Origin of the sequence: Anabaena lutea FACHB-196 (assembly GCF_014698305.1) — a bacterium.
Taxonomy (GTDB): domain Bacteria; phylum Cyanobacteriota; class Cyanobacteriia; order Cyanobacteriales; family Nostocaceae; genus Anabaena; species Anabaena lutea.
In genome coordinates, this window is record NZ_JACJST010000032.1 from 16,922 (window position 1) to 29,284 (window position 12,363).

At 38.0% G+C, this 12,363-nt stretch carries 15 protein-coding genes; 13 read left to right on the top strand and 2 right to left on the bottom strand.

The annotated features are described in order from the left end of the window. Positions 1-190: 190 nt before the first annotated feature. The 8 genes from H6G59_RS24185 (at position 191) to H6G59_RS24220 (ending at position 4,451) form a co-directional block, all read left to right on the top strand. The gene (locus H6G59_RS24185; RefSeq protein WP_190719648.1) at positions 191-871 is read left to right on the top strand and encodes a Mo-dependent nitrogenase C-terminal domain-containing protein; all 681 of its coding nucleotides are present in this window, start codon (positions 191-193) and stop codon (positions 869-871) included. Between the two features lie 105 nt (positions 872-976). Further along, entirely contained in the window at positions 977-2,005 is a 1,029-nt protein-coding gene (gene obgE, locus H6G59_RS24190; RefSeq protein ID WP_190719651.1) for a GTPase ObgE, read from the top strand. Positions 2,006-2,112: 107 nt separating this feature from the next. Continuing rightward, positions 2,113-2,292 carry a hypothetical protein gene (locus tag H6G59_RS24195; RefSeq protein ID WP_190719655.1) on the top strand — a complete coding sequence of 60 codons (180 nt, stop codon included), beginning with the start codon at positions 2,113-2,115 and terminating at the stop codon, positions 2,290-2,292. 98 nt (positions 2,293-2,390) lie between these two features. Further along, positions 2,391-2,684: a restriction endonuclease subunit S gene (locus H6G59_RS24200; protein ID WP_190719658.1), complete on the top strand. Its 294-nt coding sequence runs from the start codon at positions 2,391-2,393 to the stop codon at positions 2,682-2,684. A gap of 20 nt (positions 2,685-2,704) precedes the next feature. Beyond that, the gene (locus H6G59_RS24205; RefSeq protein WP_190719661.1) at positions 2,705-2,998 is read left to right on the top strand and encodes a hypothetical protein; all 294 of its coding nucleotides are present in this window, start codon (positions 2,705-2,707) and stop codon (positions 2,996-2,998) included. Between the two features lie 153 nt (positions 2,999-3,151). Continuing rightward, on the top strand, positions 3,152-3,376 hold the full coding sequence (locus tag H6G59_RS24210; RefSeq protein WP_190719664.1) for a hypothetical protein: 225 nt from the start codon (positions 3,152-3,154) through the stop codon (positions 3,374-3,376). 3 nt (positions 3,377-3,379) lie between these two features. Further along, a complete protein-coding gene (locus H6G59_RS24215) occupies positions 3,380-3,805 on the top strand; it encodes a PIN domain-containing protein (protein ID WP_190719677.1) in 426 nt (141 codons plus the stop codon). 61 nt (positions 3,806-3,866) lie between these two features. Continuing rightward, positions 3,867-4,451 (top strand): Uma2 family endonuclease, encoded by a 585-nt coding sequence (locus H6G59_RS24220; RefSeq protein ID WP_190719680.1) that lies wholly within the window; start codon positions 3,867-3,869, stop codon positions 4,449-4,451. 74 nt (positions 4,452-4,525) lie between these two features. On the opposite strand, the gene H6G59_RS24225 is transcribed toward H6G59_RS24220, so the two are convergent. Next, positions 4,526-5,656 (bottom strand): acyltransferase family protein, encoded by a 1,131-nt coding sequence (locus H6G59_RS24225; protein ID WP_190719683.1) that lies wholly within the window; start codon positions 5,654-5,656, stop codon positions 4,526-4,528. A gap of 127 nt (positions 5,657-5,783) precedes the next feature. On the opposite strand from H6G59_RS24225, the gene H6G59_RS24230 reads away from it, so the two are divergent. After that, complete coding sequence (locus H6G59_RS24230; RefSeq protein ID WP_190719686.1) at positions 5,784-6,245, top strand: peroxiredoxin; 462 nt, start codon at positions 5,784-5,786, stop codon at positions 6,243-6,245. A gap of 92 nt (positions 6,246-6,337) precedes the next feature. Here H6G59_RS24230 and hpf read toward each other — a convergent pair whose 3' ends face one another. Next, positions 6,338-6,976 carry a ribosome hibernation-promoting factor, HPF/YfiA family gene (gene hpf, locus H6G59_RS24235; protein WP_190719689.1) on the bottom strand — a complete coding sequence of 213 codons (639 nt, stop codon included), beginning with the start codon at positions 6,974-6,976 and terminating at the stop codon, positions 6,338-6,340. Between the two features lie 629 nt (positions 6,977-7,605). Between hpf and lipB the strand changes: the two genes are divergently transcribed. The 4 genes from lipB (at position 7,606) to H6G59_RS24255 (ending at position 11,467) form a co-directional block, all read left to right on the top strand. After that, positions 7,606-8,298 carry a lipoyl(octanoyl) transferase LipB gene (gene lipB / locus H6G59_RS24240; protein ID WP_190719691.1) on the top strand — a complete coding sequence of 231 codons (693 nt, stop codon included), beginning with the start codon at positions 7,606-7,608 and terminating at the stop codon, positions 8,296-8,298. Between the two features lie 132 nt (positions 8,299-8,430). Further along, a complete protein-coding gene (locus H6G59_RS24245) occupies positions 8,431-8,631 on the top strand; it encodes a hypothetical protein (RefSeq protein ID WP_127055645.1) in 201 nt (66 codons plus the stop codon). 409 nt (positions 8,632-9,040) lie between these two features. After that, the gene (locus tag H6G59_RS24250; RefSeq protein ID WP_190719694.1) at positions 9,041-10,558 is read left to right on the top strand and encodes an ABC transporter permease subunit; all 1,518 of its coding nucleotides are present in this window, start codon (positions 9,041-9,043) and stop codon (positions 10,556-10,558) included. Between the two features lie 72 nt (positions 10,559-10,630). Beyond that, entirely contained in the window at positions 10,631-11,467 is an 837-nt protein-coding gene (locus H6G59_RS24255; RefSeq protein ID WP_190719704.1) for a peptidoglycan-binding protein, read from the top strand. Positions 11,468-12,363: the final 896 nt, after the last annotated feature.

Below are 12,363 nucleotides of genomic sequence, written 5' to 3' on the forward strand. Positions count from 1 at the left end.
TGACAGGTGACAGGTGACAGGTGACAGGTGACAGCGTTGAAAGTCCTTGAATATATCATTTTGTTCAAGAGACAATCGCTGTAGTAAATAGAAAGAATTCTCAATAATCCTCTTCAGACGGATTCTAACGCAAAACTGACGATTAAGGTAGTTTAGTAATGATTGAGAAAATTTTGAGGCGTGAGTTTTTATGACAAGTGGTGTTCAAAACCCTTACAGTAGCGAACAAATTGCTGCTTGGTTACGTGGACTACTGACTATTGCTTGGTCAGATGGTAATTTTGATGCCCAAGAACAACAGTTAATTACCAGCATCACTAAGGATGAATTAGCTCCTTCTCTTAACTGGGATTGTTTAGAGATAATTACACCAGAGGAATTAGCTGCTGTATTAGGTAAAGGTACACCAGCAGCGGAAAATTTTTTGCGAACAGCGGTGATGGTAGCGATCGCAGATGGAACATATTCTCCCAGCGAAGAGGAACTTCTGCAACAATTTTGCCAAGCCTTGGAACTGCAAACAGAAGCCCTAGCAGCCCTGGGTCATACCCTAGAAGATACAGAACAAGCAGAAAGCCCCGTCTCAACTGTTTCTGCACTCACAGCACCCCCACCAGACGCACTACGCCCCATGCGCGAATGGTTAGACGGGTTAGATATTCAAGATCCCAGAGTTGCTAGATTTTTGTGTAAAATGATTCCCTCTCAATGTCCTTTTGAGCGAGATGTCACTCTCTTTGGACGGAAGATAGTTCACATCCCACCGATGTGTAAAATTAACCCATTGTATGAACAATTGGTAGGTTTACGCTTCCGCGCCTTGTCTTACCTCGCAGATGACTGTGGTGAGGATATTTCACCTTATATTTAAGTGCTGAGTGCTGAGGATTGAGTTACAAGTAAAGAATGAGGAATTTAAAGTTAAGAAAAACTTATAATTAATAACTCATCACTCAGAACTCAGGACTCTAACAATATGCAATTTATTGACCAATCAGTAATTGAAGTAGAAGCAGGTAAAGGTGGCGATGGTATCGTCGCCTTTCGCAGAGAAAAATATGTCCCAGCAGGTGGTCCCTCTGGTGGGAATGGCGGAAAAGGCGGTTCAGTCATTTTCGTGGCTGATACCAACCTCCAAACCTTGCTAGATTTTCGCTACAAGCATTTGTTTAAAGCACAAAATGGAGAACGTGGCGGCCCCAATAATTGCACCGGCGCGGGTGGAAAGGATTTAATTATCGAAGTTCCCTGTGGTACTTCTGTTTATGATGCCGGAACAAGTGCTTTACTATGCGATTTAGTTGAACCCGGACAAGTTTTTCGAGTTGCTGAAGGTGGAAAAGGTGGGCTAGGAAATCAACATTTTTTGAGTAACCGCAACCGCGTTCCCGAATATGCACTTCCTGGGTTGGAAGGAGAAAAGAAGGTATTACGTTTAGAGTTGAAATTGTTAGCAGAAGTAGGAATCATCGGTTTACCAAATGCTGGTAAATCAACTTTAATTTCTTCTTTATCAGCCGCACGTCCGAAAATTGCTGATTATCCTTTTACTACCTTAATTCCTAATTTGGGTGTAGTTAAGAAACCCACGGGTGATGGTACAGTTTTCGCCGATATTCCGGGTTTAATTGAAGGTGCTTCTCATGGTGCTGGTTTAGGTCATGATTTCTTACGTCACATTGAACGGACAAGGGTTTTATTACACTTAATTGATGCCACAAGTGAAGATGTCATCGCTGATTATCATACTATTCAAGAAGAACTGAAAGCCTATGGCAGAGGTTTAGCTAAACGTCCGCAAATTTTAGCATTAAATAAAATTGATGCTGTCGATAGAGAAACTGTTAATTTGGAGGCTTTAGCTACGCAATTAAATCATCTTTCTTTAGCTCCTGTTTTCATAATTTCGGCTGTGACTCGTACTGGATTAGATCCCATGATGCAGGAGATTTGGCGGATTTTGGATGAAATTAATGCTTTGGAAGCTACGGAGGTTGCAGTTTAATTAATGGGTTGATTTTTTTGAGTAAAGTAACAAAAGTTCTGTTAACTGACTCAAAATGTCAAACTAGGTTTTATACTAGTTCAGCTATCTAGTTTGAGGGTTCCGGTATGTCTGGAACTTCTCAGCGTTTAGCGACTAGAATTAGAACTAAACACCGCATGAATCTTGCTGCTATTTTCAAAGACTCTAATTACAAGATTGCTCAATTTACACCCCAAGAAATTGATACTTTGGAGAAATCCATTTTTATCAAGCAAACCAAAAGCGGGAATGTTGCTTATATTTAAGAACAAATGTTTATTTAAAACACGAAAAAGCTTTAGCTAGTAACCATGTTAATATTTTGAAAATTCATGAAAAAAATCCAGTGTATGTAGGTTTTGTGATGAATTCTATTATTGGTAGACTGCAAACTGAACAGATAAGCACTGGTACTGCACAAGCAGAACTTTATCGTAAAGATATAGAAAGTTTTTTAATTCCTTTCATATCTAAAGATAAGCAAGAGGAAGTTATTAATTATTATGTCAACTCTCTCTATTTAAAAGAAACCTCTCATCAAATTCTAGAAATTGCTAAAATAGGAGTAGAGAAAGCCATAGAAACCGACGAAACCACAGCTACAGCTTGGATAAATCAACAACTTGCAGCCTTGGGTATTAATTCCCTCGATGAATAAAATCTGAATGAGGTAAAACCATGACAGCTAAAGAACGACTAATCAGAGAAATCGAACAAACGCCAGAAAATCTCATTGAAGAATTGTTGGATTTTTTATTATTTGCTAAAAATAGAAGAAATCAACAAGCTAATGAGTCTAATTCTGCTAATCAATTAACTATAAAATCTAGAGAACAGCAACAGAAAAGTAAACCAATTTGGGAAATATTTGAAGAAGCTAATCAAGATTTACCAGAAGAAGTTATTGCCAAATTACCTACAGATGGTGCAGCACAAGTTGATCATTATCTTTATGGTAAACCCAAACAATAATTATGAAAACATTATTCGTAGATACTTTTTACTGGGTTGCTTTATTTAATCCTAAAGTTGAAGAGTAAATTTTTCTCCAAACCCAATTAATTCTGAGATAATATAAATATCCAAGTATATACTGCCCCACAACTACCTAAATACTATCATCCTATGTCAGATCAAATTTACAATATCACAGTAGAAAACCAAGACCTGATCATCAGGTTCAAAAAAGATATTATTGAGCTAGATACTCTCAAGAAATTTTTAGATTATCTTGAGTTAGAGTCTTTCAGAAAAAAAAGCAGTATGACAATAGCACAAGCTGAAGCTTTAGCTAAGGAAATTGATATTGATGTATGGTCAAATATCAAACATAAATTTGTTGGAGAGTAACTAGTGTCTAGAAACCAGCCAATTATTGTTGATACAAATATTTTATTTTCTGCGTTACTCAACAGCCAATCTAGTTTTGCTAACCTCCTCTTTCAAGGAGAATATAGTTATTATATCTGTGAGCTAGTATTGGTAGAGTTATTTAAGCGTAAAGAAAAGATAATCAAAGTTAGTCAGTTATCTGAAAACGAAATAGTGCGAATTTACCAAATATTACTACAACGACTCAATCTCTATAAAGAAGACTTAATTGCACCTGATAACCGAGCAGCAGCTTATGCTTTATGTAAAGATGTTGATGAAAGTGACACTCCCCATGTTGCTTTAACATTGGAATTAGAAGGCTTATTGTGGACAGGAGATAAAAAATTGAAAGAAGGATTAATTAAAAAAGGCTTTGAAAAATTCTTTGAACCCAATAGTTTTTAATGACTGAAGCTAAATAAATTCACCTCATTTCTATTATAACCTTCTTGCAGAAGAAAATATCATGACTACTGCACAAGAAACACGCTACTATTCATCTGAAGAATATTTAGAACTAGAAGTAAATTCAGATATACGTCACGAATATATTGATGGATTAATTATACCCATGACCGGCGGAACACCAGATCACAACCAAGTTGCTGGCAATTTTTATGCTGTACTAAATTTTGCTCTTAAACGTCAACCTTATCGAGTCTTTGTTACAGATCAACGGCTTTGGATTCCTAACAGACGCATTCACACTTATCCTGATATTATGGTTGTCCAAACTCCATTAGTTTTTGAAGAAGGAAGAAAAGACACTATTACTAACCCGGTGATGATTGCTGAAGTATTATCAACATCTACTAAAAGTTATGATAAAGATGAAAAATTTGCTGCTTATCGAACTATTCCTAGCTTTCAAGAATATATTTTAATTGACCAATATACAATGCACGTTGAGCAATTCTACAAAGCTGATAATAACAAATGGATTTTTTCAGAATATTCAGATAGTCATGATTCTTTAAATTTAGCTTCTGTAGCTTGTCAAATTTTGCTGGAAGATATCTATGATAAAGTGGATTTTGATGTGAAAGAATGAATCTCGCGCAAAGTTTTTATTATTGAATTTTCATGATTCGGACAGGCAAGATGCCCGTCCCACAAGAGTTTTATTTACACTTTAATAAACCAGCGTTTCTGATACATCAAAACTGCTACACCGTACCAAAATAACACAGTAACAATCCCAAATAGAAATGAGCCATTGAAATTTCCTGCCCAAGATGCAAAGATATTTTGGTAAATCCAATTATAGATACTAATGGCTGTTTCACCTGTACCAAGTTGGGTTTTTGCTGTGATTTTGATTAACAAGACAGATGCAACAAAAAGAGCGATCGCATTTAATCCCATAATTTCAAACGGTTTACTCCAGCGTTTTATTAACCTCACTTCTATCATTTCATAACAAGCGGCTAATAACATTAACGCCCAACCAACAGTAAATACAACATAGGAACTTGTCCATAGTTTTTTATTAATGGGAAATGCTACATCCCAAATAATCGCAATTACTAAACAACACAAACCAAATAAAACTAAATCCATGCTGGTTTGTGAATTAGCCTGTTTTTTCTCTTTTATCCAATCCCCAGCGAAATAACCAGCCAAAACACTAACTATCGCCGGAATAGTACTGAAAAGTCCTTCTGGATCTCCCAGATAATTAAACCCATCACCTTTATATAAATGTGCTTTAGGAATAATTAATCTGTCAATAAATGCGCCAAAATTACCTTCCCGCGTTAACACTCCCGCACCATATTCGGGAACAGGAACATACATCATTGTTAACCAATAACCAAGAAGTAACACCCCTGCTAATATCCATTGACTTTTGCGGGGTAGTTTTAAAACTATCAAAGATGCGAAAAGGTAACTTAAGCTAATCCGTTGTAATACCCCCATTAAGCGAATGCTACTTAAGTCAAAAGTCCAAACACCTTGATTCCAAAAGCCGTTAAGTAGCAATCCTAAAATAAAGAGAATTACAGCACGACGGAGAATACGTAAGTAAACTGCTTGAGTGGGTTTATTATCTGCGGTGTACTTTGATAGTGAAAAAGTCATTGCTACACCGACAATGAACAAAAAGAAAGGAAATACTAAATCAGTTGGTGTACAACCGTTCCATTCAGCATGATCTAAAAGGGAATATTTATCGTCTGCGACTCCCACCATATTGACGAGAATCATACCCGCAATGGTGATACCGCGAAAAACATCAAGTGAAGTCAGGCGCATAGGCGGAATTTTGTCTTTGATGACTATCTACCCTACCCTGCCTGATGCACGTTATCAAGGAAAATGTATGGACTAGGTTACAAGGTAAAATTTTATTAAGTAATGTTTGAATTTTGAATTTTTTAATATGGCTATCAAAGTTGGAGATACTGCGCCTGATTTTAACCTACCGGCCCAAAACGGTTCTCAAGTCAGCCTGAGAGATTTTCGTGGTAAACAGGCTGTTGTTCTTTATTTTTATCCTAAGGACGATACACCAGGATGCACTATGGAATCTTGCGCGTTTCGAGATCAATATGAAGTGTTTAAAGCCGCTGGTGCTGAAGTTATCGGCGTAAGTGGCGATTCTCAAGAGTCTCACCAGCAATTTGCAGCCAAGCACAATTTACCTTTTACACTGTTAAGTGATAAAGGCGACCAAGTGCGGAAACAATACGGTGCAACTACCGCTTTTGGTTTTATCCCCGGCCGGGTGACTTATGTAATTGACCAAAACGGTATTGTTCAATATGTGTTTGATTCCATGTTGAACTTTAAAGGTCACGTTGAGGAAACCTTGAAAACGTTGCAACAATTGGCTGCAAAGTAAATTCCTGGTAACTAGGAAAGGTCAGGTGAGCAGGGAAGATGAAACTCTTTACTGTCACCTGTCACCTGTCACCTGTCACCTGTCACCTGAAATCAAGCTTTAGACTTTTCTGGTACGGCAACGTTGGCTGTTTTGCCATTTTTACCGTTGGTGTGACCGTTACCGTTGCGGGGTTGAATCACACCATAACCGCCGTGATTACGTTCGTAAATGACGTTTATCTCTCCTGTTTCGGCATTACGGAACATATAAAAGTCGTGTCCCACGAGTTGCAGTTGTTCTTGGGCTTCTGCAAGAGTCATGGGGGGCATAGAAAAATATTTGGTGCGGACGACTTCTCCTGGTAGTTCGGGAGTGCGATCGCCTATTAAGTCTGCTGCTACTGGTTCTGGAACTACTACGTCAGTAGTTGATATCGGTTGGGTTTTGTGGTCTTGACGACGTTCTTTATATTTACGCAGTTGACGGGCTATTTTATCTGCAACCAAGTCAATACTGGCATATAAGTTTTCGCTGCTTTCCTCCGCCCGGATGATGCTCCCATTGGCATAAATAGTTACTTCCGCCGCTTGTTTGGTACTAATTCGGGGATTGCGAGCTACGCTCAAATGGACATCCACTTCATTGGTGATGTTCTGAAAGTGACTAACTGCTTTTTCAATCTTTTGATGTACATATTCCCGAATCGCATCGGTAATTTCAATATTTTTGCCGTGGATGACAAGCTTCATGTAAACTCTCCCGCTCAATATTTATTTGATGTGAATTGTGTTTTGTATGAACAGAAATTGCGGTAAGGTCTATTACTGCCGCCAAGACAAATCGTAAACTGCTATTAATGTACTACTGTTGCATCGGCTCTCAGGTTGCTGCATCTTTCCTTATAACTACCTCTCGTCTTGATCTAATTTGTTAACCTCTGCGCTGAGTTCCAACTGGTTGCTAGACAATTGGATATTCCAAGAAAACCCCTAAATAAAGCCGTGTTACTTATACTGTACCTACTTTGTGAGTTAAAGCAACCTTTATATAATTAGGAGTAGTTGCTCTTGTTTTTATTTTGGCAGCTTGCTCACTGTGAATACAAAATACAAGCCTTTGTGAAAGTTTTATCCGGATGTATACAACTCAATTGAGATCCCATCAGCCAGTGCATTCGTTTCTATTGTCTTGGCGTGATGCTTATTGCAGAGAATTCCTCCCAACACCATTGAGGTTATATATCCAAATTAACACTTTGTGGTTAATATTGCTGATTCCGTTGACGTTCCTTTAAAATCCTTTGCATAGCTTGACATTTGTTGACTAAATTTCTGTGATTTTAAATGTTTTTTCGTCATTTACCCAATTGATTTTTGACATGATTCATAGTAACGCCAGCAACAAATATCGCTGTTTTTTATATAACCTAGGATTAATGCCGTATTTAAAGTCTCTTCAATGGCAGCGATCGCTACTCACAGAACGCATCAACAACCCTAACCTAGAAGACGTACTCATTTTGCTGGAGCATCCACCTGTCTATACTTTGGGACAAGGAGCCAACCCGGAATTTCTCAAATTTGACCTTGACAAAAGCACGTACGATGTGCATCGAGTTGAACGTGGTGGCGAAGTCACTTACCATTGTCCTGGGCAACTGGTGGGGTATCCAATTTTAAATCTGCAACATTATCGTCAAGACTTGCATTGGTACTTGCGCCAACTTGAGGAAGTGTTAATTCGCGTTTTAGCCAATTATGAATTGCAGGGAGAACGCATTCCCGGTTTTACTGGTGTTTGGTTAGAAGGGCGCAAAGTCGCGGCCATAGGGATTAAAGTTAGCCGCTGGATTACTATGCACGGTTTTTCCTTAAATGTTTGTCCAGATATGACTGGCTTTGAAAGCATTGTCCCCTGCGGTATTGCTGATAAGTCTGTGGGCAGTTTAGCGGAATGGATTCCTGGTATCAAATCTCAAGAAGTCCGTTTTTGTGTAGCACGGTGCTTTGCTGAGGTGTTTGATGTTGAATTAGTCGATTCTCAGCCAGAAGGAATTGTGCTATCTTTGTAATTTCATTTACTAGTAAATTGTTTTTGAGGATGATGATCTGCGTCACTTATAAATTTCTGTTGTCACACTAAAATATGCTCATTTGTCTGCAAATATGTTCACTTAGTGTAAAAATCAACAAAAACAGTGCTTGTGAATTACTCAGATAATCTACAGGTAAATTTTTCCTCATACACCTCCCTCAGAGAACGCGACTGGGAAGCTTTGATATTACTGTTTGATAGAGACGATAGCGATGAAATTGAAGCGGAAATCAAAAGTAAATTGGTGTGGTTAGTACCAGAACCATGTTGGGAAGATAATCCCTTCGAGTTCTTGCGCGAGTTTCTGTAATTAGTACCGAGTATTGAGTACCGAGTACCTAGTATTGAGCGCTGCCTAAGCAGCTTAATTAAAAATTAAAATATTTAACCCAAGTTGCTAGTTATCTAGTTGAGGCAGGGGAAAAAGGTAATTAGTACCGAGTATTGAGTACCGAGTACTGAGTATTGAGCGCTGCCTAAGCAGCTTAATTAAAAATTAAAATATTTAACCCAAGTTGCTAGTTATCTAGTTGAGGCAGGGAAAAAGGTAATTGGTGATCAAATCCCAGACTTCATCCTTAAATCCTGGAAATCCTGATTCAGCGTCAAGAAGACGGATAAAAATATGCGGATTTGGGGGATCTTCACAATATGAAAAGCTAACCAAAGCTGTATATAGTGTGTGGAAGGAACCGCAGAGGACGCAGAGAGAGGAAAAGGTGAAATTTACTTTTGGGCGTTGGTGGCGTTGGTGTTTGGTACTAGGGTTAAGCTGCTGCTTATTAGCAGGTTGTAGTATGACTCCGAATGATGGAAAAACTCTGCGGGTAGCTACTGAACCGGCGTTTCCTCCTTTTGAATTTCAGGGGAAAGGTGGAGAGTTAACAGGTTTTTCGATTGATTTGATGAGGGCGATAGCCACTGCTGCTAGTTTCCAAGTAGATTTTCAAAGTTTACCTTTTGATGGCATTATCCCCGCATTACAAGCTAAAACCATAGATGCGGCAATTAGTTCAATTACAATAACCGAAGAAAGGGCAAAGACTGTAGCTTTTTCTCGTCCTTATTTTAAAGCAGGTTTAGCGATAGCTACGCTTGCCAAAGGCAACGCAATTCTTACTGATAATCAAAATATCACTAGTTTTGATAGTCTGCAAAATAAAAAAATCGCCGTTCAAATTGGTACAACTGGCGCAGAAAAGGCTAAAAGTGTAACAGGGGCGCAAGTTCGCAGTTTTGATTCTGCACCTTTAGCACTGCAAGAATTACAAAATGGCAATGTCGATGCAGTTATTAACGATGCACCCGTAACTTTATACGCCATCAATACAGGTAATCTCCAAGGAATCAAAGTCATACAGCAATTGCTGACAGAGGAATTTTACGGAATTGCAACTGCTAAAAGTTCGCCTTATTTGTCTTTGATAAATCAAGGGTTGACAAAGGTATTAGAAAACGGCAATTATCAACAGATTTACCAAAAATGGTTTAAATCTACACCACCACAATTACCAGCAGCATCACCATTTGCAAATCAAAATACAGCCACATTAAATTCTTTTACCGTAATTCTTCAGTCTTTACCCACTTTATTAAACGGCGTATTGATAACATTGCAATTAGCATTCTTATCAGTTATGTTTGGTTTAATTGGTGGTTCTTTAATTGGTATTATTCGTCTTTCTAAAATTACACCTATACGTTGGTTAGCGAGGGCTTATATAGACTTTTTCCGAGGCACACCTTTACTAGTGCAAATCTTTATGATTTACTTTGGGTTACCTGCAATTTCTCAAGAATTGGGTTTGACCTTTTCATTAAATCGTCTTGTAGCCGGAGTAATTGCTTTAAGTTTAAATAGCGCCGCTTACATTGCTGAAATTGTTCGTGCCGGCATTCAATCAATTGAAATAGGACAATCAGAAGCAGCCCAATCACTAGGTTTAAATCCTCTACAAACAATGCGTTATGTGATTTTTCCCCAAGCCTTCCGCAGGATGATTCCACCTTTGGGTAATGAGTTTATCAGTTTATTAAAAGATACTAGTTTAGTTGCAGTAATCGGATTTGAAGAATTATTTAGAAAAGGACAATTAATTGTTTCCGAAAACTATCGCGCTTTTGAAGTTTACGCGGCTGTAGCTGTGATTTATTTATGTTTAACGCTGGTTTCTTCTCAAGCCATTAGCCGGTTAGAAATATGGATGAATCCAATCAGTAAAGAAAATGTAAAATAATTATGTATTTTGTTCAAAATTGACGTAAAAATGCTAATTTCTTAAAAGGCAGATTTTTCCAAACAAACATATATGCCAACAGTAAAACAAGTTATTACCAATCGATCTAATGGTTCTTGTAGCACTGCTATAGTTGCAGGTCTGAGTCTACAAATTATTGCTGAGATGAATCTTCTCATTCCTAACATTCTTGTGAATTTTGAAGATTTGAATGTCAGTGCTGCCAGCCCACCAGTTAATCTTTTTCTTCAACCCGCAGCGAAAGAAGCACTCCGACGTGCTATCAGAAAACGAGGAACAACACTTAATATCACTTCTGCTTATCGGACAGTTGCTCAACAGCACCTTCTGTATAGCTGGTTTAAACTGGGCGGTCAGTGCGCCCCACCACGTGCAGCCAAGCCTGGTCTTAGTAACCATGAAGATGGTTTAGCTTTGGATACTCCTGATTTTCAGGCTTGGATATCTGCTTTAGAAAATGAAGGTTGGGATTGGTTTGGTAATGCTGATTCAGTTCATTTCACCTATAGAGGCAGTGGTGTTAGGGATGATATTGGTGATATTGGGGTCAAGGCTTTTCAGCAACTTTGGAACAAGAACAATCCTAACGATCAAATTACAGTGGATGGTGGATTTGGACCCCAAACAGCAGCAAAACTGGATATGTCTCCAGCTGAAGGTTTTGCCATGGCTAGACTTCTGAAACTCACTACTCCTAATTTACAAGGTGAAGATGTTCGCAAAGTTCAGCAGGCATTAGTTAATGCTGGTTTTTTGAGCGCAAACCAAATTAATAGCAGCTATGATGACGATACGAAATCTGCTGTGGAGAAGTTTCAAGACCAAAAAGGCTTAAGTCAAGATGGTGTGGTTGGACCTCAAACCCGCAGATTATTAGGTATATCCTAACGGCAAAAGTTGACACCTGTGAGCAATGCTAAACCCCTACCCACGTCTAGGTTTCATGACCAAATGTATAAGTAGGGTTTGCTGATAGCGTAGCTTGGCGTAAGCCATAAAAGTTGTTGGTGAGGACAGGGAACAGTCTGAACCTCTCGCTAGTCATCACTTTTACCCACCAACCACCAAAAATTACCCCACACATCATGAATTAACATATTTGTCAATGGTGCATTTGCTCTACCCATCAAATTACATGATTTCTTGGATAATTTTTGTCGAAATTTCTTTCTGAAATTGCTGCTAATTTGTGAAGTTTTTTATTATTTTTCAGTATTGATTTCTGAAACAACTATAAATAAAGGGTTTTGAAGATCATCTTGTCAGCCGGATACAAAATTGACAATATAATCCCGATTATGAATTTCTCCAGAATTATAGCAAATCGCTGAAAGTATTGCAAGAGCGTTGCTAAATAAAAATAATTCTCAATTAATTATTAAGGAAATCTAAACTTGAATTGTGATAAGTTATGAATATTAAAATCACTATTCTATTTTTATAAGTTTAAATTATGATTTAACCAATACTTAGACAGTGATAATGGAAAAACTAACCTCAAAGCACACAAATAAAAGATGGCTTATTAAATATGGCTTAAGAGAGATTTTTTGTAGATATTGTCTACAGCAGCGGTAAAGTATCCTGTAATTGATGAGATATGTAGGGGTTTAGCATGGTGCTTGACTCCTACTCAAGTTGAGGCTTTTTATGATTAATTTTCTGGCGTTGCTGAATTGAAGTATGAAATTGAAAAATCAACGATTTCAAACTCTTACTCTCTGCGCCTCGGCGTGAAACAAAATCATACTCTTAATCAGCAACGCCAATTTTCTAGCCTATCT

What these genes read in the sequence shown, in the direction of transcription:
- H6G59_RS24200 (WP_190719658.1), top strand. Translation starts at nt 2,391, where the DNA reads ATGAATTCTATTATTGGTAGACTGCAAACTGAACAGATAAGCACTGGT.
- H6G59_RS24185 (WP_190719648.1), top strand. Translation starts at nt 191, where the DNA reads ATGACAAGTGGTGTTCAAAACCCTTACAGTAGCGAACAAATTGCTGCT.
- H6G59_RS24220 (WP_190719680.1), top strand. Translation starts at nt 3,867, where the DNA reads ATGACTACTGCACAAGAAACACGCTACTATTCATCTGAAGAATATTTA.
- H6G59_RS24230 (WP_190719686.1), top strand. Translation starts at nt 5,784, where the DNA reads ATGGCTATCAAAGTTGGAGATACTGCGCCTGATTTTAACCTACCGGCC.
- lipB (WP_190719691.1), top strand. Translation starts at nt 7,606, where the DNA reads ATGATTCATAGTAACGCCAGCAACAAATATCGCTGTTTTTTATATAAC.
- H6G59_RS24205 (WP_190719661.1), top strand. Translation starts at nt 2,705, where the DNA reads ATGACAGCTAAAGAACGACTAATCAGAGAAATCGAACAAACGCCAGAA.
- hpf (WP_190719689.1), bottom strand. Translation starts at nt 6,976, where the DNA reads ATGAAGCTTGTCATCCACGGCAAAAATATTGAAATTACCGATGCGATT.
- obgE (WP_190719651.1), top strand. Translation starts at nt 977, where the DNA reads ATGCAATTTATTGACCAATCAGTAATTGAAGTAGAAGCAGGTAAAGGT.
- H6G59_RS24195 (WP_190719655.1), top strand. Translation starts at nt 2,113, where the DNA reads ATGTCTGGAACTTCTCAGCGTTTAGCGACTAGAATTAGAACTAAACAC.
- H6G59_RS24255 (WP_190719704.1), top strand. Translation starts at nt 10,631, where the DNA reads ATGCCAACAGTAAAACAAGTTATTACCAATCGATCTAATGGTTCTTGT.
- H6G59_RS24210 (WP_190719664.1), top strand. Translation starts at nt 3,152, where the DNA reads ATGTCAGATCAAATTTACAATATCACAGTAGAAAACCAAGACCTGATC.
- H6G59_RS24225 (WP_190719683.1), bottom strand. Translation starts at nt 5,656, where the DNA reads ATGCGCCTGACTTCACTTGATGTTTTTCGCGGTATCACCATTGCGGGT.